Below are 20,615 nucleotides of genomic sequence, written 5' to 3' on the forward strand. Positions count from 1 at the left end.
AGCTTGTCCGGTCCCGGCGGCCTCAAGAGTCTGTCCGGTCCCCGAGGCCTCGTGAGCTTGTCCGGTCCCGGCGGCCTCGTGAGCCTGGCCTGTCCCCGCGGCCTCGTGAGCCTGGCCCGTGCCGGCGGCCTCGTGAGCCTGGCCCGCCCTCGCAGCCGCGTGAGCCACGTTCGTCTTGACGGCCTCGCCGTCCGTGTCCCCCTCTTCGGCTCCGTCCGCCTCCCGTCCCATCCCCGCAGCCCCGTCGGCCCCGTCGGCTCCGTCCGCCTCCCGCCCCACTCCCGCGGCCCCGCCGTCCCCCGTAACCCCGTAGGCTCCCGTCCCCTCCTCGTCCGGCGCCGTCTCCCCCTCGCCGCCGACCGGCACCCGCGCCACCACCCGGAACAGCCCCGCCCCGGCCACCCCGGCCTCCAGCGTCCCCCCGACCTCCCGCAGCCGCTCCCGCAACCCCGGGAGCCCGGACCCGCCCCCGCTGTCCCCCTGGCCGACCTCGCGTTCCCGGCCGGAGGCCACCGCCCCGTCGTTCTCCACCGTCAGCACCACCCGCCGCTCCGCCCGGCGCACCTCCACCGAGCACCGCCGGGCGTCCCCGTGCCGCAGCACGTTCGTCGTCGTCTCCCGGACCACCCAGCCGAGTGCCGACTGCACCTCGGCGGGCAGCCGGTCGGCCTCCCCGGAGACCTCGCACTCGATCCCGGCGGCCCGCAACACCCCCCGGGCTCCCCGGAGTTCGACCCCCAGATCGGTCTCCCGGTACCCGCGCACGACGTCCCGGACCTCGCGCTGGGACTCCTGCGCGATCCGCTGCACCTCGATCATCTGCTCCACGGCCTCCGGCCGCCCCCGCCGGGCGAGTCGCACGGCCAGCTCGCTCTTCAACGCGATCACCGCCAGGTTGCGCCCCATCACGTCGTGCAGATCGCGCCCGAACCGCAGCCGTTCCTCGGCCACGGCCAGCCGTGCGCGGGCCTCGCGGGCCTCGTCGAGTTCGTAGACCGCGTTCAGCAGCCAGACGGAGAAGACCGAGGTGAAGGCGATGAAACCGCCACCGACCAGCACCACGAGCGCGGAGACCAGCGCGGCCGGGCCGGGCCGCCCCAGGGGGAACGCCACGACGCCCGCGCCCGCCGCGAAACCGGCGACGATCGCGAAGACCCGGACCCGGTTGCGCACCCCCAGCGCGATGATCCCGGCGCCGAACACCAGCACGATCCCGAACACCCCGAGGGCGGCGGACTCGGCGCTCTCCCGGTCCGGCCCGCGTTCCGCGACGCCGATCCCCACCACGGCGACCGCCGCGGTGACCGCGGTCAGCGTCCACAGGGTCCGTACCGGCTGGAGGCGGCGGCCCCGGGTCCAGTCCAGCGACCGGGACACGGTCGCCGCACCGCACCCGGCGTGCACCACCACCAGTGCCAGCAGGGCGATGCCGAGGGCGCTGCGCAGTTCGCCGAGGAGCGGCGGCACCACCGACACGACCTCGATCAGGGCGAACGACTGGAAGGACAGCCGCGTGTACGTCTCCACCTTCTGCGGCGTGTTCTTGCCCCGCCACCAGCCCCCCGGCCTGCGCATGCGCCGCTCCTCCCCCGTCGTCCCGGTCCTCAGCGCCGTGGCTCCCACCGGAACCACCGCCGTACAGCAAACACCGCGAGCACGGTCCAGGCCAGGCCGGTCACCAGCGCGCCGAGCGCCTCCCAGGCCGACAGGTCGCCGGTCCAGCCGCCCCGCACCAGGGTGAGCACCGGGGTCAGCGGCAGCAGCTCGCAGACCGCGGCGAGCTTGTCGGGCAGCAGCTCCAGCGGCACGCTCATCCCGGACAGCGCCATCGAGACCAGCATCAGCGGCAACGTGGTGACCTGCGCGTTCTCCACGGTCCGGCTCAGCGACGCGGTGACCGCGGCCAGCGCGGCACACAGCACCAGACCCAGCAGCACTCCCAGCAGGGCGAGGTGCGGCGCGTGCGGCGCCGGCACGTCGAGGACGACGGTGCAGCCGACCGCCAGTACCAGCGACTGGGTGAGTCCGGTCGCCATGACCGGCAGCGCGGATCCGGCGAGGATCTCCGCGTCTCGCAGTTCCCCGGTGCGCAGCCGCTTGAGCACCAGTTCCTCGCGCCGGGCGGTGTAGATGCCGGACAGGGCGCCGTACACGCCGAACAGCAGGGAGAAGCCGATCGCGGCCGGCAGCAGCACCAGCCCCATGGTGAGCCCGGCCTCCCGCACGTCCATCTCGCCGACCGCCGAGCGCAGCACGGCGGGCAGCCCCAGCGGCACCAGGACCACGGTGACCAGGGTGGCCTTGCTGCGCCCGAGCAGGGTCAGTTCGGCCCGGGCGAGAGCGGCCATCCGGCTCACCGGAGTGGTCGTGCGGCGGCCTGCCCGGCGTCCCGCGGCGGTCGTCGTCCCCGTGCTCATGCCGTCGTCCTCTCGTCGCGCCGCGCGGCCTCCCGGGCGATCCCGAGGAACGCCTCCTCCAGTGACGCCGACCGCACGTCCAGCCCGCGCAGTTCCACGCCGGCCCGGTCGGCCCAGGTCAGCACGGCCGTCGCGGTGTGCTGCAGGTGGTGGGTGCGCAGTCGCAGGACGCGCCCGTCGGCCTCGTGCGCGCACACCCGCAGCTGGTCGAGGGGCGGCAGGTCCGCCACGAAGTAGCCCTCGGGCAGCTCGAACGAGATCCGTGCGGGGCGGGCCGCGGTCACCTCGGCCGGGGTACCGGCGGCGGCGATGCGCCCTTCGTGGAGGATGGCGAGCCGGTCGGCGAGGCCCTCGGCCTCCTCCAGGTAGTGCGTGGTCAGCAGCACGGTCGTCCCCGTGTCGCGCAGCGCCCGCACCAGTTCCCAGGTGTCGCGGCGGCCCTCGGCGTCCAGTCCGGTCGTCGGTTCGTCGAGGAAGAGCACCTCCGGGTCGCCGAGCAGTGCCAGCGCCAGGTCGAGCCGCCGCCGCTCGCCGCCGGACAGCTGTTTCACCCGTACCCGCGCCTTGCCGCCGAGCCCCACCAGCGCGAGTGCCTCGGCGACGGGCCGGGCCCCGCTGACGCAGCCCGCCCACATCCGCGCGGTCTCGGCGACCGTCAGCTCGGACGGGAACCCGCCCTCCTGCAGCATGACCCCGGTGCGCGGGCGTACGGCGGCCCGCTCGGTGTGGGGATCGTGGCCCAGCACCCGCACCCGGCCCGAGGTGGGCGGGGCGAGCCCCTCCAGCAGTTCGACCGTGGAGGTCTTGCCGGCGCCGTTGGTGCCCAGCAGTGCGAAGACCTCACCGCGGCCGACCTGGAAGCCGATGCCCCGGACCGCCTCGAACCCGCCCCCGTACACACGCCGGAGGTCGGTGACCTCGATCACGTGTTCCTTCGTGTCCATGGCCCCAGCGTCCCGTCCCGCGGGCGCCGACGGCAGTGCGCGCTGTCACCGCTCCGCATGACAAATGTCAGAAGCACCGGCACAAACATGACAAATATCCGTTGCGCCGACACGAAGAGACCCCGGTCCGATGGACCGGGGTCTCTTTCCCGAGCGGACGACGAGGCTCGAACTCGCGACCTCAACCTTGGCAAGGTTGCGCTCTACCAACTGAGCTACGTCCGCATTGCCTCCGACCGGCTCTCACCGATCGGCGCGTGCACCAGCCTACCTGATCCACAACGGTGGTCCGGAGGGCTTTGCAGAGCGGGTGACAGGGATCGCACACTGCGCCTTCCCCCTGGAAGGGGGATGTTCTACTACTGAACTACACCCGCGCGGCCTGTGAGCTGGGCTTTTCGGCCCCGCCCGGCGGCGTGCTCCAGACATTAGCTGATCGACCGGGGGGTAGCGCAAGTCGGCTGGGCCCAGGGCCCGCTGACGGACCCTGGGGCGTCGGGTGCGGGCGGGTTGCGCCCGCGGTCACCGGGCCGCGGCGAATGCCTCGTAGACCTTCTTGGGGATGCGCCCGCGGGCGGGTACGTCCATCTTGTTGGCCTGGGCCCAGGCGCGGACGGCCGCCGGGTCGGGGGCGACCTCCGTCTGCTGGTAGGCCTTGCCGGACCGCGACCGCTTCCGGCCGGCCTCCACGTAGGGCGCGAGCGCCTTGCGCAGTTTCCCGGCGTTGGTTTCGTTCAGGTCGATCTCGTACGACTTGCCGTCGAGTCCGAAGGCGATCGTTTCCGCCGCTTCCGAGCCGTCGATGTCGTCAAAGAGAGTGACCACGACCTTCTGCGCCACGAATATCGGTCCCTTCGTACGGCACTGGGCAATTCATTTGTACAGCGCCCAGCAATAGAATGTGAAGCCCGACTAAATCCTCCCGCGTGTCCAAAAGCAAGGGGGAGCGCGGTGACTTCGATTAGACCTCGGGTGCCGTCGGGAGATCTTTCCCTTAAATTCGGGTGTGCGCGCCCCCAGATGCCGGATCGTGACATCACTCACGTAGTTTCCTACAAGTCGACGCGCGTAGAAATTTTGTGCGGGTAGTCTGAAGGAACCTGCTCAGCACCACACCACCGGGAGTGCCAGTGGCACGCGTCGTAGTCGACGTCATGCTCAAGCCGGAGATCCTCGACCCCCAGGGCCAGGCGGTGCAGCGCGCACTGCCGCGGCTGGGATTCGACGGCATCTCCGACGTACGTCAGGGAAAGCGTTTCGAACTGGAAGTTGACGGGCCGGTCGACGAGGCCGCGCTCGCCCGCATCCGTGATCTTGCGGAATCCTTCCTCGCCAACACGGTGATCGAGGACTTCACGGTGAAGATCGAAGAGACGGCGGAAGTCGCGGAGGCCGCGAAGTGACCGCTCGTATTGGCGTCGTCACTTTCCCGGGCAGCCTCGACGACCGGGACACCCAGCGCGCGATCCGTCTCGCGGGCGCCGAACCGGTCGCCCTCTGGCACAAGGACAAGGACCTGCGTCAGGTCGACGCGGTCGTCCTCCCCGGCGGTTTCTCCTACGGCGACTACCTGCGGGCCGGTGCCATCTCCCGCTTCTCGCCGGTGATGGAGACCGTCATCGAGCAGGCGAAGGCCGGTCTGCCGGTCCTGGGCATCTGCAACGGCTTCCAGGTCCTCACCGAGGCGCACCTGCTGCCCGGCGGCATGCTCGGCAACGACCACCTGCACTTCATCTGCCGCGACCAGAAGCTGCGGGTGGAGAACGCGGACACCGCCTGGACCGCCGACTACACGGCCGGCCAGGAGATCCACATCCCGCTGAAGAACATGGACGGCCGCTACGTGGCCGACCGGTACACGCTGGACAAGCTGGAGGCCGAGGGCCGGGTGGCGTTCCGCTACCTGGACTTCAACCCGAACGGCTCGCTCAACGACATCGCCGGCATCACCAACGAGGCCGGCAACGTCGTGGGCCTGATGCCCCACCCGGAGCACGCCGTGGAGCCGGGCATCGGCACCGGCCGCACGGACGGCCTCCCCTTCTTCACGTCGATCCTCAAGAAGCTGGTCAACGCATGAGCCGGACTCCTCTGGACACGGTCGAGCACGCGGCCGCGACCCCCGACGTCGAGCTGCCCTGGGCCGAACTCGGCCTGAAGAAGGACGAGTACGAGCGCGTGGTCGAGATCCTCGGCCGCCGGCCCACCGGCGCCGAACTCGCCATGTACTCGGTCATGTGGTCCGAGCACTGCTCGTACAAGTCCTCCAAGGTCCACCTCCGCCAGTTCGGCGAGAAGGCCCCCAGGTCCGAGGCGATGCTCGTCGGCATCGGCGAGAACGCGGGTGTCGTCGACGTCGGCCAGGGCTACGCGGTCACCTTCAAGGTCGAGTCGCACAACCACCCGTCGTACGTCGAGCCCTACCAGGGTGCCGCCACCGGCGTCGGCGGCATCGTGCGCGACATCATCGCCATGGGCGCGCGCCCGGTCGCCGTGGTCGACCCGCTGCGCTTCGGCGCCGCCGACCACCCCGACACCAAGCGGGTGCTGCCGGGCGTCGTCGCCGGCATCGGCGGCTACGGCAACTGCCTGGGTCTGCCCAACATCGGCGGCGAGGTCGTCTTCGACGCCTGCTACCAGGGCAACCCGCTGGTCAACGCCGGTGCCATCGGCGTCATGAAGCACGAGGACATCCACCTCGCCAAGGCGTCCGGCGCCGGCAACAAGGTCATCCTGTACGGCGCCCGTACCGGCGGCGACGGCATCGGCGGCGCCTCCATCCTGGCCTCCGAGACCTTCGACGACGCCAAGCCGTCCAAGCGCCCGGCGGTCCAGGTCGGCGACCCCTTCCAGGAGAAGCTGCTCATCGAGTGCACCCTGGAGGCGTTCGCCGAGAAGCTGGTCGTCGGCATCCAGGACCTCGGCGCGGCGGGCCTGTCCTGCGCCACGTCCGAGCTGGCGTCGAACGGCTCGGGCGGTATGCGCGTCACCCTCGACGACGTACCGCTGCGCGACTCGACCCTCTCGCCCGAGGAAATCCTCATGAGCGAGTCGCAGGAGAGGATGTGCGCGGTCGTCGAGCCGGACAAGGTCGACCGCTTCCTGGAGATCTGCGACAAGTGGGACGTCATCGCCACCGTCATCGGTGAGGTGACCGACGGCGACCGGCTGGAGATCTTCTGGCACGGCGGCAAGATCGTCGACGTGGACCCGCGCACGGTCGCCCACGACGGCCCGGTCTACGAGCGCCCGTACGCCCGCCCGGACTGGCAGGACGCCCTGCAGGCGGACGACGCGAACAAGCTGCCGCGCCCGGTCACGTCGGAGGAACTGCGCGAGCAGGTCCTGAAGCTGGTCGCCTCGCCGAACCAGGCGTCGAAGAAGTGGATCACCTCGCAGTACGACCACTTCGTGCAGGGCAACACGGTGCTGGCCCAGCCCGAGGACTCGGGCATGATCCGCATCGACGAGGAGAGCGGCCTCGGCGTCGCCATCGCCACCGACGGCAACGGCCGGTACGCGAAGCTCGACCCGTACACCGGCGCCCAGCTCGCCCTCGCGGAGGCCTACCGGAACGTGGCGACGACGGGCGCCAAGCCGCTCGCCGTCTCCGACTGCCTGAACTTCGGCTCGCCCGAGGACCCGGCGGTCATGTGGCAGTTCGCCGAGGCGGTCCGCGGACTGGCCGACGGCTGCCTCCAGCTCGGCACCCCGGTGACCGGCGGCAATGTCTCCCTCTACAACCAGACGGGCGAGGCGGCCATCCACCCCACGCCGGTCGTCGCGGTCCTGGGCGTCATCGACGACGTCGCCCGTCGTACGCCGGTCGCCTTCCAGGAGGAGGGCCAGCTGCTGTACCTCCTCGGCGACACGCGTGAGGAGTTCGGCGGCTCGGCGTGGAGCCAGGTCGTCCACGACCACCTGGGCGGCCTGCCGCCCGCGGTCGACCTGGAGCGGGAGCGGCTGCTGGCCGAGATCCTCATCTCCGCCTCCCGCGACGGCATGATCGACTCCGCGCACGACCTGTCCGACGGCGGTCTTGTCCAGGCGGTCGTCGAGTCCGCCCTGCTCGGCGGCAAGGGCGCGCGCCTGGTCGTGCCCGACGGGCTGGACGCGTTCACCTTCCTGTTCTCCGAGTCGGCCGGCCGCGCGATCGTCGCCGTGCCGCGCTCGGAGGAGGTCCGCTTCAACGACATGTGCGGTGCCCGGGGCCTCCCGGCCACCCGTATCGGCGTCGTGGACGGCGACGCGGTGGAACTCCAGGGCGAGTTCACCGTGCCGCTGGAGGAACTGCGTACGGCTCACGAGGACACCATCCCCGCGCTGCTCAAGTAGCCGGTCGTACGACGCCGCAGGCCCCGCCCGCCGACACCGGGGGCGGGCCCTGCGGCCGTCCCCGCACGGTCGCCGCCCCACCGGTCCGGGCCCGCCGCGACGCCCCGGCGCAATGTCCCTGACCCCTTGCGGGGCTTGTGGGGACCGGTGGTCGCGCCCGTTCGGTCCTCCCCGGGCGGTCGTCCGGCACACGCCACGCCCCACCTCGCGACACGCGCCGAACGGCACCCCGCCGCCGACCTCACCACCGCCTGAGCGCCCGCCACCTTCGCGCCTTCGCTCCTCGCGCGCCTCGCGCCTCGCGCCTGCCGCCCTCGCGCCTTCGCGCCTTGCGGCTTCCGCGGCTCCCGTGCTCGCCGCCCTTCGCTCCCTGCGGTTCCCGCGGCTCCTGGGCCCTCGGGCCTGCCGCGCTCGTCGCTGCCTTGCGGCTTCCGCGGCTCCCGTGCTCGCCGCCCTTCGCGCCCTGCGGTTCCCGCGGCTCCTGGGCCCTCGGGCCCGCCGCGACCGCCGCCCCCGCGCCCCCCCGCCCGCGGAGCGCCCCGCGCCCCCGCTGCCCCCGCGCCGACGGGAGCGCGGGTGCGGTCGCCGTAGACCCCGCCGGACGCCCGAACGGGTCCTGCGCGCGCGGATCGAGGGCAGGCCGAGGACGGAACGGAAGTCCGCCGGGCGATTTCCGCGGGCGTTCTAGGCTGACCCCATGCCACCGGCCAAGAAGCGTGCCCGTACCTACGACCCCGCCAGGATCCGGGGGGCCGTGACGGCCCAGTTCGGCAACGTACGGCAGGGCGTGCGCGCTCTCACCCCCGCCCAGCTGGCCCTGCCCACCCGGCTCGGTGACTGGACGGTGCGCGACCTCGCGGCGCACGTGACTACGGCCCTGGAGAACGTCAGCCGCGCCATCGACCGCGAGGAGCCGGCCGGTCCCGGACTCACGCTCGTCCAGTGGCCCGTCGCCGCCGGGGCCCGCGCCGCCGGCGTCGCCGGTGACACCCGCCGCCTCGCCGCGGACCACCCCGACCTGGACGCCCTCTACGCCCGCACCGCCGAGCGCTTCGCCCGGCGCCTGGCCGCCGCCGACGGCCGCCGTCTCCTCGCCGCCGTCCCCCACTCCGGTCCCGGCGCGGGCGGACAGACCCCGGTCGGCGCCATGGTCCTCGACGACTTCCTGGTCACCCGCACCGTCGAGCTGATCGTCCACACCGACGACCTGAACGCGGCCGTCCCCGGCCTGGACATCCCGTACGAGCGGCAGGCCCTGGCCGCCTGCACCCGCCTCCTCGCCGACGCGCTCGCCGCGCACGCGCCCGGCGGGGCGACCGAGGTGCGGATCCCGCCCTACGCCGTCGTGCAGTGCGTCGAGGGCCCCCGGCACACCCGGGGCACCCCGCCCAACGTCGTCGAGACCGACCCGCTGACCTGGATCCGGCTGGCCACCGGGCGGCTGAGCTGGGCGGACGCGGTCGCCGATGCCAAGGTGAGCGCCAGCGGCGAGCGGGCCGACCTCGGAGGACTGCTGCCGCTGCTCCCCTGAGCCGTGGATGCCGAATGGTGTGCGACACCTCACTCAGACAACCGGCAGGAGGCCTCCCACGTCACCCCCCTCACCTCTCTGACCAGGGAAAACGCGCCGAAGATCCATTACTGAGCGGTATCCCCGATTCGGACCAGTGGTCGGCCTCGCCTACACTCGATGGCGTGCCACGTGGTGACGGTCTCCTCAATCACGATCTGCTCCCCGGCGAGAAGGGCCCCCAGGACGCATGCGGCGTCTTCGGAGTCTGGGCTCCCGGCGAAGAGGTCGCCAAGCTCACGTACTTCGGGCTCTACGCCCTCCAGCATCGGGGCCAGGAATCCGCGGGAATCGCGGTCAGCAACGGCTCCCAGATCCTCGTCTTCAAGGACATGGGCCTCGTGTCCCAGGTCTTCGACGAAACCTCGCTCGGTTCGCTCCAGGGTCACATCGCGGTCGGTCACGCCCGCTACTCGACCACCGGCGCCTCCGTGTGGGAGAACGCCCAGCCGACGTTCCGCGCCACCGGGCACGGCTCGATCGCGCTCGGTCACAACGGCAACCTGGTCAACACGGCGCAGCTCGCCGAGTTGGTCGCCGACCTCCCCAGCGACAACCACAGCCGCTCCGCCCGCGTCGCGGCCACCAACGACACCGACCTGCTCACCGCGCTCCTCGCGGCCCAGGTGGACGAGGACGGCAAGCCGCTGACCATCGAGGAGGCGGCCCACACCGTCCTCCCGAAGGTCAAGGGCGCCTTCTCCCTCGTTTTCATGGACGAGCACACCCTGTACGCCGCCCGCGACCCGCAGGGCATCCGCCCGCTGGTCCTCGGCCGCCTGGAGCGCGGCTGGGTCGTCGCCTCGGAGACCGCCGCCCTCGACATCACGGGTGCCAGCTTCGTCCGCGAGATCGAGCCGGGCGAGTTCGTCGCCATCGACGAGAACGGCCTGCGCACCTCCCGGTTCGCGGAAGCGAAGCCCAAGGGCTGTGTCTTCGAGTACGTGTACCTGGCCCGCCCCGACACCGACATCGCCGGCCGGAACGTGTACCTCTCCCGCGTGGAGATGGGCCGCCGCCTGGCGAAGGAGGCCCCCGTCGAGGCCGATCTGGTCATAGCCACCCCGGAGTCCGGCACCCCGGCCGCCATCGGCTACGCGGAGGCCTCGGGCATCCCGTTCGGCGCCGGCCTGGTGAAGAACGCCTACGTCGGCCGTACGTTCATCCAGCCCTCCCAGACCATCCGCCAGCTCGGCATCCGCCTGAAGCTGAACCCCCTGAAGGAAGTCATCAAGGGCAAGCGGCTGGTCGTCGTGGACGACTCGATCGTGCGCGGCAACACCCAGCGGGCCCTGGTCCGCATGCTCCGCGAGGCGGGCGCCGCCGAGGTCCACATCCGGATCTCCTCGCCGCCCGTGAAGTGGCCGTGCTTCTTCGGTATCGACTTCGCCACCCGCGCCGAGCTGATCGCCAACGGCATGACCATCGAGGAGATCGGCACCTCGCTGGGCGCCGACTCCCTGGCGTACATCTCCATCGACGGCATGATCGAGGCGACCACCATCGCCAAGCCCAACCTGTGCCGGGCCTGCTTCGACGGCGAGTACCCGATGGAGCTCCCGGACCCCGAGCTGCTCGGCAAGCAGCTCCTGGAGACCGAGCTGGCCGCCGGTACGGCAGCCCCGGCCGCGGTCGACGCCATCCGTCGCCCGTGAACCCGTAGATCCCGTAAGTCCTGCCGTACGACACGAAAGCTCTCACAGCCATGTCTGAGACACCCAGTGCCGAGGGCGGCGCCAGCTACGCAGCCGCGGGCGTCGACATCGAGGCGGGCGACCGCGCCGTCGAACTCATGAAGGAGTGGGTGAAGAAGACCAGGCGCCCCGAGGTCCTCGGCGGCCTCGGCGGTTTCGCCGGCCTCTTCGACGCCTCCGCCCTGAAGAACTACGAGCGGCCCCTGCTCGCCTCCGCCACCGACGGCGTCGGCACCAAGGTCGACATCGCCCGCCAGATGGGTGTCTACGACACCATCGGCCACGACCTGGTCGCCATGGTCATGGACGACATCGTGGTGTGCGGTGCCGAGCCGCTGTTCATGACCGACTACATCTGTGTCGGCAAGGTGCACCCCGAGCGGGTCGCCGCCATCGTCAAGGGCATCGCGGAGGGCTGTGTGCTGGCCGGCTGCGCGCTCGTGGGCGGCGAGACGGCCGAGCACCCCGGCCTGCTGGGCGAGGACGACTTCGACGTCGCCGGCGCCGGTACGGGCGTCGTGGAGGCCGACCGCCTGCTCGGCCCGGATCGCATCCGTACGGGTGACGCCGTGATCGCCATGGCGTCCTCCGGGCTTCACTCGAACGGGTACTCCCTGGTCCGGCACGTGCTGCTGAACCAGGCCGGGCTGTCCCTGGACGCACGGATCGAGGAGCTGGGCCGCACCCTCGGCGAGGAGCTGCTGGAGCCCACCAAGATCTACTCCCTGGACTGCCTGGCGCTCACCCGCACCACCGACGTGCACGCCTACAGCCACATCACCGGCGGCGGCCTCGCGGCCAACCTGGCCCGTGTGATCCCCGACACCCTGCACGCGGTCGTCGACCGCTCCACCTGGACCCCGGGCCCGGTCTTCGACCTCGTCGGCCGCACCGGCAGCGTCGAGCGCCTGGAGCTGGAGAAGACCCTCAACATGGGCGTCGGCATGATGGCGATCGTGCCCGAGGAGTCGACGGACGTGGCGCTGGCCACCCTGGCGGACCGGGGTGTGGACGCCTGGGTCGCGGGCGAGATCGTCGACCGCGGTGACCATGCCACGGGAGCGGAGCTGGTGGGCGACTACGCGAGCTGAGCCGGCGAGTGCTGCCCCGCGGGCAGCACAGAACCCGGTCGGTGACCGAGGTCATCGACCGGGTGGAAGCTCAGTGCGACGTCAAGCTCCGCGACGGTGTTGTGAGGACCGTTGGTCCTCGTCCTCCTCGTCGTCGTCCTCATAGAGGTCGGCGTAACGGGAGTACAGGTCGTCGTCCTGCTCATCGTCCTCGAAACGATCGCCGTTCGGCGACTGGTTCGATGTCGATGCGCCCAGCTCTTCAGCCAGGCGTGAGAGGTCCGTCCCGCCGCCGCTGTTGTACTTCAGCTGGCGGGCGACCTTCGCTTGCTTGGCCTTGGCCCGGCCGCGCCCCATGGCTCGACCCCCTCAACGACGGGGCTCGACGGCCCCAGAGTCTTGACACGCGTTCATGATCTAGAACGGCCTCTCCAGGAAGAGACCGTCTGTAGGGCTTCCACGGTACCTGAGCCCGCACCCATACGGTACGTCGCCCACAGGAAGGGCGTGTGCGCAGAACCTTCGAGGTGCCCCGTCCTCGCTGGTCAGTGGCGATTTTAACCACTTATCGGCGGACGACCCGCCGGGAAGAGTGAGAGTTCTCTCCAACCTTCCGCCCGGCGGTACCGGCCAAACACCTGTCCGAGGCACCTCGCAGCGTCAGCGGAACGTCACCATCCGCGTCGCTGGGCGGCCTCGTGCATCCGCTGTTCGGCGATCCGGTCGGCGGCCGCGGCCGGCGGAATCCCATCCGTCTTCGCACGTGCGAATATGGCCAGCGTGGTGTCGTAGATCTTCGCCGCCTTCGCCTTGCACCGCTCGAAGTCGAAGCCGTGCAGCTCGTCGGCGACCTGGATGACACCGCCGGCGTTCACCACGTAGTCCGGCGCGTACAGGATGCCCCGGTCCGCCAGGTCCTTCTCGACGCCCGGGTGGGCGAGCTGGTTGTTGGCGGCGCCGCAGACGACCCTGGCGGTCAGCACCGGCACCGAGTCGTCGTCGAGCGCGCCGCCGAGCGCGCACGGGGCGTAGATGTCCAGGCCCTCGACCCGGATCAGCGCCGCGGTGTCGGCGACGGCGGTGACGCCCTCCGGGTGCTGGTCGAGGATCCTCCGCACGGCGTCGGCGCGCACGTCGGTGATGACGACCTCGGCGCCCTCCGCGCGCAGGTGCTCCACCAGGTGGTGGCCGACCTTGCCGACCCCGGCGATGCCGACCTTGCGGCCGCGCAGCGAGGGGTCGCCCCACAGGTGCTGCGCGGAGGCGCGCATGCCCTGGTAGACGCCGAAGGAGGTGAGCACGGAGGAGTCGCCCGCGCCGCCGTTCTCCGGGGAGCGGCCGGTGGTCCAGCGGCACTCGCGGGCCACGACGTCCATGTCGGCGACGTAGGTGCCGACGTCGCAGGCGGTGACGTACCGGCCGCCGAGGGAGGCCACGAACCGCCCGTAGGCGAGCAGCAGCTCCTCGGACTTGACGGTGTCCGGGTCGCCGATGATCACGGCTTTGCCGCCGCCGTGGTCGAGTCCGGCCATGGCGTTCTTGTACGACATCCCGCGCGCGAGGTTCAGGGCGTCGGCGACGGCCTCCGCCTCGTTGGCGTACGGGTAGAAGCGCGTACCGCCGAGGGCGGGGCCCAGAGCGGTGGAGTGGAGGGCGATGACGGCCTTGAGGCCGCTGGCGCGGTCCTGACAGAGCACGACTTGCTCGTGACCCCCCTGGTCCGAGTGGAACAGGGTGTGCAGGACGCCGTTGGATACGTCGGTCACGGTAGTGACTCCTGGGTAACTGGCGGCGGTTGGGACGGAGAGCCCCTGGAAGCCTCCCACGCGCTTTTGGCGCGGTGCGGGAGGGCGGCCGGGGCCTGTGGGGAGAGAGTAGAGCCTGACGGCGCCGCCGGACGCGCAGTGGTGGGGATCACCCTCTCGTGGGGGACGTCCGTGCGACGATTCGCATGGTTCGGGGGCCCGCCCGGCGGCGGCTCCGTCAGGTTTCCCGGTCGGCCCAGGGGGGAGGGAGCAGGCGTGCCCAAGGTGTCCTCGGTGATCGTGCCCTACGCCTCGTACTTGCGCGTGTACGAACCGCTGGCCGCCTTCCCGGAGCCCGAGCGCGCCCACTGGGAGCGCTACGCCCGCCGGCCCGACCGCCCCTCCTACCAGGACGAGCTGCGCCGCTCGCTGGCGGATCTGCTGCCCACCCCGCCGGTCGCGGTACCGGTGCACGAGAGCGGCGACGCCTTCGTGCTGGAGGCGGACGGCGTGCTGTGCGTGTGCCCGTGGCGGACCCGGCTGCGGGGCTGGCAGGCGCTGGGCGAGCTGGACGAGGAGCTTCCCCCGCCGGTGCTGGACTCGGTGCTGCCGCCGCTCGTGCGCCGCCAGGCCGCGCAGGACTACGAGCGGTGGCTGGCCCGCAACCCGGACGCCCGGCCGTGGATCCGGACGGCGACCTGGCAGGTACCCATCAACTGGTTCGTGCTGGTGTCCGACGCCGAGCGGCGCTACGACCCGGGGACGGGTGACGTACCACCGCTGCTTCGCTATCGCACTCCCATGGTGCAGGCGCGCCGGCGGGTGGCCCGGGGCCTGAGGGCCCTGAAGGAGGCCATCGACGAGGGGCCGCTCATCGACGGCCTGGTGGACGTGGGCCGGTGGCTGGAGGAGTTCCATCCGCGTTCGGTGGTCGAACTCGACTACGGCGGGCTGGTGCACACGCTGCCGGACCGGCAGCTGGCGGGCGACCACTCGGCGGCGGACGTCGCCGAGGGCATCGAGGCGCTGCGGCGCGGCGACGACGAGGCGGCGAGCGAGGCGTACGCGCGGCTGGTGCGGCGCTGGCGGGCGGTCCGGGACCGGCGCTCGGCGAACTGACGGCATTTCACGGCCAGTGACGTACGTCACGGCCTGAACGCCCCCGAACCGCGTACGGTCTACCGGACTTCAGGAAATTGACGGGACGTAGGTCCTGTTCCGGGCGTTTACCTCAAGCGTGACAGATCGCACGTACGGGGCCCTTGCATCCCTTGCCACTCCTCATGCCAAAATAGGACAAGGAGCCCGGGGAGGGCTCTATCTCAGCATTGCACGCTTTGGGGGGTCTGGTGACTCCTGAACTCCACTGTGACTGATCGTCACAGTGGAGTGACTGTCCGCTATGGCATGGTCCATCGGCTTCCGTGGCTGATGGACACCTGGTGGGGGCAATTCCATCGGTTTGGCCGACGCGGCTGGACAGATGGTGTAGTTGTAGTGCCGAGGACAAGCCGTTCGTCCTATAACCGACTCGACTCGCGTCCGCCATTTCGGGCAACGCGGGTCAAGGTGCAGAATTTAGAGGAAAGAACCGAGAAGGTTCGGTTCTCCCGAGGAGGCCGCTCATGACCGCTCGCACCCCTGATGCCGAGCCGCTGCTGACCCCGGCTGAGGTCGCCACGATGTTCCGCGTCGACCCCAAGACGGTCACGCGGTGGGCGAAGGCCGGCAAGCTCACGTCGATCCGCACGCTCGGCGGGCACCGGCGCTACCGCGAGGCCGAGGTCCGCGCTCTGCTCGCGGGCATCCCGCAGCAGCGCAGCGAGGCCTGACAACTTCATAAACCGGGTGATGCGGCGGTTCCCCCAACCGCCGAGCAGCCCGAACACCAGCTCCAAGCGACGCGGGTGTCCTGCCCCAACAGGCCCCACGCCCAAGCCGTCAGAGCTCTTCAGGCAAGCAATACAGGGTGCGTCGTAGGTCGCGCCGGACTCCGCCGGGTCCGGCGCGATCTTTTTTGTGCGCGCGGGCCGGTCGGGAAGCGGGTCTGTGGGCGGCCTTGGGGGAGTCTGGGGAGACCTGTCGTGCGGGCTGTGCGCGCACTTCTGGTGATAGTGCAATTGCACATATTAAATTGACCAGTTGTATGAGACCGGTAAGAACCGTGGTCACGGAAACTTATGCGGTGACACCCGTCACATCGCGGGGGACTTGTTGTCGCCGGGCCGCGTGCGCTATTGGCCTTTGGGTGTTTCAGCGTCCGCCTGCCGCAGGGAAGTTGACGCCGGGTCCGGTCACGCGGTCGAGGGGCTGTCGTCCCCTGCCGACTCCTCGGCGTCCTGAGTACCCTGGGGCGGCGCTTCCATGGCCAGCCGCAGCAGTCGGTGGCAGACCGGGCAGTGCCGGGTCGCGTGCCCGTACGCCGACGCGGCCGCCAGATGAGCCCTCAGCAGCGCCCGCGTCTCGTGCCTCACAGATGCGGCCATGAAGCCACCTCCCCTGACTTCTGGGGTACCGAGGGAATGTGACGCCGTCAAGGGCGGACAGAGGGCCACGGACGCCCCCTGCGGGGCCCGTCAGGGCGCGTCGGTGGCCCTGACGCGGGCCGAAAGGGCAACGAAGAAGGCCCGCGTCCCTGACGGGCGCGGGCCTCTCACTTGCTGCGGTCCTGACGGGATTTGAACCCGCGGCCTCCACCTTGACAGGGTGGCGAGCACTCCAAACTGCTCCACAGGACCAGGTTTCGCCGCGCTTTCGTGCGTTGCGCTGCGAGAAGAGACTGTACAGGAGGGTGGGCCCCCGGTCGAACTCACCCTCCGTACCGGAGCCATCACGACACCGCCGCGTCGATCGCCTTGACGATCCGCTTGTCGGAGACGGGGTACGCGGTGCCCAGCGCGTGGGCGAAATAGCTGACGCGGAGCTCCTCGATCATCCAGCGGATGTCCAGCACCGAGGACGGGACGGGCCGACCCTGGGGCATCTGCTCCAGCAGCCAGGCGAACTCGTCCTGCATCTCGTGGACCTTCTCCATACGGGTCGTGTCCCGCTGGACGTTGGCCGGCATCTGCTGCAGCCGCCGGTCGGCGGCCACCAGGTAACGCATCAGGTCCGGCAGCCGCCGCAGCCCCGCCCACGTCACGAAGCCGGGCTTCACGAGGGCGTCCAGCTGCTTGCGCACGTCCTGGAGGTTGGCGAGCAGCGCGGGACTGCGTACGCCCTTCAGGCGGCGCTCACAGGCCTGCCAGGCGGCCAGCACCTGCTGCACCTGCGCCACCGTGCGGACCGTGGTGTCCACGATCTCCGCCCGGACCTTGTCGTACAGCTTCCGGTACGACTCCTCGTCCCAGGCCGGGCCCCCGAAGTCGGCGATCAGCCGGTCCGCGGCGGCGGTCGCGCAGTCGTCGAACAGCGCCTGGATCGAACCGTGCGGATTCGCGGACAGCGCCAGCTTCTGCGGGTTCGTCAGCTTTTCGGAAGCGAACTTCGCGGGGTTGACCGGAATGTTGCGCAGGATCAGCCGCCGTGTGCCCTTCCACATCGCCTCGGCCTGCTCCGCCTCCGTGTCGAAGAGCCGCACGGAGACGGTGTCGCCGTCGTCGACCAGTGCCGGGTACGCCTTGACCGGCTGGCCGGCCCGGCGGGTCTCGAAGACCCGGGTGAGTGTCCCGATGGTCCAGTCGGTCAGGCCGGTGCGCTCCAGCGACTCCCCGCCCCGGCGCGAGGCGGTGGCCGCCGCGGCCTGGGAGATGGCCTGGCGGGCCTTCGGCTTCAGCCGCAGCCTCAGCGCCTCCAGGTCCTTGTCCTCGGCGATCTTCCGCCGCCGCTCGTCGACGATCCGGAAGGTGATCTTCAAGTGGTCGGGCACCTTCGACCAGTCGAAGTCGCCGGCCTCGAAGGGCACTCCGACCATCCGCTTCAGCTCACGCGCCATGGTGGTGGTCAGCGGCTCCTGGAGGGGGACGGCGGTGTCCAGGAAGCGCTTGGCGTAGTTCGGCGCCGGGACGTAGTTGCGGCGGATCGGCTTCGGCAGCGAGCGGATCAGCTCGGTGACGACCTCCTCGCGCAGACCCGGGATCTGCCAGTCGAAGCCCTCGTCGGTGACCTGGTTGAGCACCTGCAACGGGACGTGCACGGTCACACCGTCCGCGTCCGCCCCCGGCTCGAACTGGTAGGTCACCCGGAACTTCAGCGGCCCCTGCCGCCAGGTATCCGGGTAGTCGGCCTTGGTGACCGCCTCCGCCGACTCCCGGATGAGCATCTCCCGCTCGAAGTCCAGGAAGTCCGGCTGCTCCTGGCGCTTGCGCTTCCACCAGGAGTCGAAGTGCGCCCCGGAGACGACGTGGTCGGGCACCCGCTGCTCGTAGAAGTCGAACAGCGTCTCGTCGTCGACCACGATGTCCCGGCGCCGCGCCCGGTGCTCCAGCTCCTCGACCTCGCTGAGGAGCCTGCGGTTGTCGGCGAAGAACTTGTGGTGCGTGCGCCAGTCCCCCTCGACCAGCGCGTTGCGGATGAACAGCTCGCGGCTGGCCTCCGGGTCGATCCGGCCGTAGTTCACCTTCCGCTGCGCGACGATCGGCACGCCGTACAGCGTGACCTTCTCGTACGCCATCACGGCCGCCTGGTCCTTCTCCCAGTGCGGCTCGGAGTAGGTCCGCTTGAGGAGGTGCCCGGCGAGCGGTTCGACCCACTCCGGCTCGATCCTCGCGTTGACCCGGGCCCACAGGCGGGACGTCTCGACGAGCTCGGCGGACATCACGAACCGCGGCGGCTTCCTGAACAGTGCGGAGCCGGGGAAGATGGCGAACTTGGCGTTGCGGGCACCGAGGTACTCGTTGCGGCCGCCGCCGTCCTTGCGGGGTGCCGCGTCCTTGGACTCCTTCACGTCCTTCATGCCGATGTGCGACAGCAGACCGGCGAGGAGCGAGACGTGGATGCGGTCGGCGTCCGCGTCCTGGTCGTTGAGGTGGATGCCCATCTGCTTGGCGACCGTGCGCAGCTGGGTGTAGATGTCCTGCCACTCGCGGATCCGCAGGAAGTTCAGGAACTCCTGCTTGCACATGCGGCGGAACGACGACGAGCCGCGCTCGCGCTGCTGCTCGCGGACGTACCGCCACAGGTTGAGGTACGCGAGGAAGTCGCTGGTCTCGTCGCGGAAGCGGGCGTGCTGCTGGTCGGCCTGGGCCTGCTTGTCGGCCGGGCGCTCGCGAGGGTCCTGGATCGACAGCGCGGCGGCGATGACCATGACCTCGCGGACACAGCCGTTCCGGTCCGCCTCCAGGACCATCCGGGCCAGCCGCGGGTCGACGGGCAGCTGGGCGAGCTTGCGGCCGGTCTGGGTGAGCCGCTTGCGCGGGTCCTTCTGCTCCGGGTCGAGGGCGCCCAGCTCCTGCAGCAGCTGCACGCCGTCGCGGATGTTGCGGTGGTCCGGCGGGTCGATGAAGGGGAACTTCTCGATGTCGCCCAGGCCGGCCGCGGTCATCTGCAGGATGACGGAGGCGAGGTTGGTGCGCAGGATCTCCGCGTCCGTGAACTCCGGTCGGGCCAGGAAGTCGTCCTCGGAGTACAGCCGGATGCAGATGCCGTCGGAGGTTCGGCCGCAGCGGCCCTTGCGCTGGTTGGCGCTGGCCTGCGAGACCGGCTCGATGGGCAGCCGCTGGACCTTGGTGCGGTGGCTGTAGCGGCTGATCCGGGCGAAGCCGGGGTCGATGACGTACTTGATGCCCGGGACGGTCAGCGAGGTCTCGGCGACGTTCGTCGCCAGGACGATCCGCCGGCCGCCGTGCGGCTGGAAGACGCGGTGCTGCTCGGCGTGCGACAGGCGCGCGTACAGCGGCAGCACTTCGGTGCGCTGCCAATCGGTGCCTCCGGCGCGGGAGTACTTCTTCTCCAGCGCGTCCGCCGTGTCCCGGATCTCCCGCTCGCCGGAGAGGAAGACGAGGATGTCGCCCTGCCCCTCGCCCATGAGCTCCTCCACCGCATCCGTGATCGCGGTGATCTGGTCCCGGTCGGCGTCGTCGGAGTCCTCCTCGAGCAGCGGCCGGTAGCGCACCTCCACCGGGTACGTCCGCCCGCTGACCTCGACGATCGGGGCGTCGCCGAAATGCCGGGAGAAGCGCTCGGGGTCGATGGTCGCGGAGGTGATGACGACCTTGAGGTCGGGCCGCCTGGGCAGCAGCTGGGCGAGGTACCCGAGCAGGAAGTCGATGTTGAGGGACCGCTCGTGGGCCTCGTCGATGATGATCGTGTCGTAGCCGCGCAGCTCGCGGTCGGTCTGGATCTCCGCGAGCAGGATGCCGTCCGTCATCAGCTTGACGAAGGTGGCGTCCGGGTCGACCTGGTCGGTGAAGCGGACCTTCCAGCCGACGGCCTCGCCGAGGGGGGTGTTCAGCTCCTCGGCGACGCGCTCGGCGACCGTCCGGGCGGCGATCCGCCGGGGCTGCGTGTGCCCGATCATGCCCCGGACGCCCCGGCCGAGCTCCATGCAGATCTTGGGGATCTGGGTCGTCTTACCGGAACCGGTCTCACCGGCGACGATGACGACCTGGTGGTCGCGGATCGCTTCGGCGATCGCGTCCTTCTTCTGGCTGACGGGCAGCTGCTCGGGATAGGTGACGGCGGGCACCCGGCCGCGCCGCTCCGCCATCCTGGCCTCGGCCCTGGCGACCTCCGCCTCGATCTCCTCCAGGACGGCCGTACGGGCCTCCGGCTTACGGATCTTGCGCGCACCCTCCAGCCTCCGCCCGAGCCGGTGCGCGTCACGCAGGGACAGCTCGGTCAGGCGGGCGGCGAGGGCGCCGAGGGCGGGGGCGGGATGCGTAGACATACGGAGTCCAGGAT

At 70.8% G+C, this 20,615-nt stretch carries 15 protein-coding genes, 3 tRNA genes and 1 pseudogene; 8 read left to right on the forward strand and 11 right to left on the reverse strand.

Features of this window, described 5'->3' with window-relative positions; translation table 11 throughout:
• Nucleotides 1-348: 348 nt before the first annotated feature.
• From AC3ET3_RS01750 to AC3ET3_RS01775, 6 genes and pseudogenes are all read right to left on the reverse strand, one after another.
• Nucleotides 349-1,575: pseudogene (locus AC3ET3_RS01750) on the reverse strand (sensor histidine kinase); the annotation flags it as partial.
• A gap of 29 nt (nt 1,576-1,604) precedes the next feature.
• A complete protein-coding gene (locus AC3ET3_RS01755) occupies nt 1,605-2,417 on the reverse strand; it encodes an ABC transporter permease (protein ID WP_432139042.1) in 813 nt (270 codons plus the stop codon).
• Nucleotides 2,414-3,361, reverse strand: a complete 948-nt coding sequence (locus AC3ET3_RS01760) for an ABC transporter ATP-binding protein (protein ID WP_432158389.1) — start codon at nt 3,359-3,361, stop codon at nt 2,414-2,416. Before AC3ET3_RS01760 ends, AC3ET3_RS01755 begins: the two co-directional genes overlap by 4 nt.
• Before the next feature lie 152 nt (nt 3,362-3,513).
• Nucleotides 3,514-3,586, reverse strand: a tRNA-Gly gene (locus AC3ET3_RS01765).
• Nucleotides 3,587-3,666: 80 nt separating this feature from the next.
• Nucleotides 3,667-3,738, reverse strand: a tRNA-Gly gene (locus AC3ET3_RS01770).
• A gap of 145 nt (nt 3,739-3,883) precedes the next feature.
• The gene (locus tag AC3ET3_RS01775; RefSeq protein WP_432139044.1) at nt 3,884-4,201 is read right to left on the reverse strand and encodes a histone-like nucleoid-structuring protein Lsr2; all 318 of its coding nucleotides are present in this window, start codon (nt 4,199-4,201) and stop codon (nt 3,884-3,886) included.
• Nucleotides 4,202-4,491: 290 nt separating this feature from the next.
• Between AC3ET3_RS01775 and purS the strand changes: the two genes are divergently transcribed.
• The 6 genes from purS (at nt 4,492) to purM (ending at nt 12,051) form a co-directional block, all read left to right on the forward strand.
• Nucleotides 4,492-4,764 (forward strand): phosphoribosylformylglycinamidine synthase subunit PurS, encoded by a 273-nt coding sequence (purS, locus tag AC3ET3_RS01780; protein WP_432139045.1) that lies wholly within the window; start codon nt 4,492-4,494, stop codon nt 4,762-4,764.
• Nucleotides 4,761-5,441, forward strand: a complete 681-nt coding sequence (purQ, locus tag AC3ET3_RS01785; protein ID WP_432139046.1) for a phosphoribosylformylglycinamidine synthase subunit PurQ — start codon at nt 4,761-4,763, stop codon at nt 5,439-5,441. Before purS ends, purQ begins: the two co-directional genes overlap by 4 nt.
• Complete coding sequence (gene purL / locus AC3ET3_RS01790; RefSeq protein WP_432139047.1) at nt 5,438-7,696, forward strand: phosphoribosylformylglycinamidine synthase subunit PurL; 2,259 nt, start codon at nt 5,438-5,440, stop codon at nt 7,694-7,696. Before purQ ends, purL begins: the two co-directional genes overlap by 4 nt.
• 697 nt (nt 7,697-8,393) lie before the next feature.
• The gene (locus tag AC3ET3_RS01795) at nt 8,394-9,227 is read left to right on the forward strand and encodes a sterol carrier family protein (RefSeq protein WP_435611496.1); all 834 of its coding nucleotides are present in this window, start codon (nt 8,394-8,396) and stop codon (nt 9,225-9,227) included.
• Between the two features lie 164 nt (nt 9,228-9,391).
• Nucleotides 9,392-10,921, forward strand: coding sequence for an amidophosphoribosyltransferase (purF, locus tag AC3ET3_RS01800; RefSeq protein ID WP_432139049.1), 1,530 nt, complete (start codon nt 9,392-9,394; stop codon nt 10,919-10,921).
• Between the two features lie 50 nt (nt 10,922-10,971).
• Nucleotides 10,972-12,051 (forward strand): phosphoribosylformylglycinamidine cyclo-ligase, encoded by a 1,080-nt coding sequence (gene purM, locus AC3ET3_RS01805; protein WP_432139050.1) that lies wholly within the window; start codon nt 10,972-10,974, stop codon nt 12,049-12,051.
• Nucleotides 12,052-12,132: 81 nt separating this feature from the next.
• Here purM and AC3ET3_RS01810 read toward each other — a convergent pair whose 3' ends face one another.
• Together AC3ET3_RS01810 and AC3ET3_RS01815 are read right to left on the reverse strand one after the other, a co-directional pair.
• Entirely contained in the window at nt 12,133-12,387 is a 255-nt protein-coding gene (locus AC3ET3_RS01810) for a DUF3073 domain-containing protein (protein ID WP_432139051.1), read from the reverse strand.
• A 314-nt stretch (nt 12,388-12,701) separates the two neighbouring features.
• Nucleotides 12,702-13,796: a Leu/Phe/Val dehydrogenase gene (locus AC3ET3_RS01815; protein WP_432139052.1), complete on the reverse strand. Its 1,095-nt coding sequence runs from the start codon at nt 13,794-13,796 to the stop codon at nt 12,702-12,704.
• A 255-nt stretch (nt 13,797-14,051) separates the two neighbouring features.
• On the opposite strand from AC3ET3_RS01815, the gene AC3ET3_RS01820 reads away from it, so the two are divergent.
• Complete coding sequence (locus AC3ET3_RS01820; protein WP_432139053.1) at nt 14,052-14,894, forward strand: DUF8083 family protein; 843 nt, start codon at nt 14,052-14,054, stop codon at nt 14,892-14,894.
• A 506-nt stretch (nt 14,895-15,400) separates the two neighbouring features.
• A complete protein-coding gene (bldC, locus tag AC3ET3_RS01825; RefSeq protein WP_003949541.1) occupies nt 15,401-15,607 on the forward strand; it encodes a developmental transcriptional regulator BldC in 207 nt (68 codons plus the stop codon).
• 462 nt (nt 15,608-16,069) lie between these two features.
• On the opposite strand, the gene AC3ET3_RS01830 is transcribed toward bldC, so the two are convergent.
• The 3 genes from AC3ET3_RS01830 to hrpA all read right to left on the reverse strand — a co-directional run bounded on the left by AC3ET3_RS01830 (nt 16,070) and on the right by hrpA (nt 20,601).
• On the reverse strand, nt 16,070-16,261 hold the full coding sequence (locus AC3ET3_RS01830) for a DUF6274 family protein (protein WP_432139054.1): 192 nt from the start codon (nt 16,259-16,261) through the stop codon (nt 16,070-16,072).
• Between the two features lie 177 nt (nt 16,262-16,438).
• Nucleotides 16,439-16,513: transfer RNA gene (locus tag AC3ET3_RS01835), tRNA-Asp, on the reverse strand.
• A 92-nt stretch (nt 16,514-16,605) separates the two neighbouring features.
• Nucleotides 16,606-20,601, reverse strand: a complete 3,996-nt coding sequence (gene hrpA / locus AC3ET3_RS01840) for an ATP-dependent RNA helicase HrpA (RefSeq protein ID WP_435611497.1) — start codon at nt 20,599-20,601, stop codon at nt 16,606-16,608.
• Nucleotides 20,602-20,615 lie beyond the last annotated feature (14 nt).

This window comes from Streptomyces sp. bgisy159 (assembly GCF_057707805.1).

What these genes read in the sequence shown, in the direction of transcription:
- AC3ET3_RS01755 (WP_432139042.1), bottom strand. Translation starts at nt 2,417, where the DNA reads ATGAGCACGGGGACGACGACCGCCGCGGGACGCCGGGCAGGCCGCCGC.
- AC3ET3_RS01760 (WP_432158389.1), bottom strand. Translation starts at nt 3,361, where the DNA reads ATGGACACGAAGGAACACGTGATCGAGGTCACCGACCTCCGGCGTGTG.
- purL (WP_432139047.1), top strand. Translation starts at nt 5,438, where the DNA reads ATGAGCCGGACTCCTCTGGACACGGTCGAGCACGCGGCCGCGACCCCC.
- AC3ET3_RS01795 (WP_435611496.1), top strand. Translation starts at nt 8,394, where the DNA reads ATGCCACCGGCCAAGAAGCGTGCCCGTACCTACGACCCCGCCAGGATC.
- purM (WP_432139050.1), top strand. Translation starts at nt 10,972, where the DNA reads ATGTCTGAGACACCCAGTGCCGAGGGCGGCGCCAGCTACGCAGCCGCG.
- AC3ET3_RS01810 (WP_432139051.1), bottom strand. Translation starts at nt 12,387, where the DNA reads ATGGGGCGCGGCCGGGCCAAGGCCAAGCAAGCGAAGGTCGCCCGCCAG.
- bldC (WP_003949541.1), top strand. Translation starts at nt 15,401, where the DNA reads ATGACCGCTCGCACCCCTGATGCCGAGCCGCTGCTGACCCCGGCTGAG.
- AC3ET3_RS01830 (WP_432139054.1), bottom strand. Translation starts at nt 16,261, where the DNA reads ATGGCCGCATCTGTGAGGCACGAGACGCGGGCGCTGCTGAGGGCTCAT.
- hrpA (WP_435611497.1), bottom strand. Translation starts at nt 20,601, where the DNA reads ATGTCTACGCATCCCGCCCCCGCCCTCGGCGCCCTCGCCGCCCGCCTG.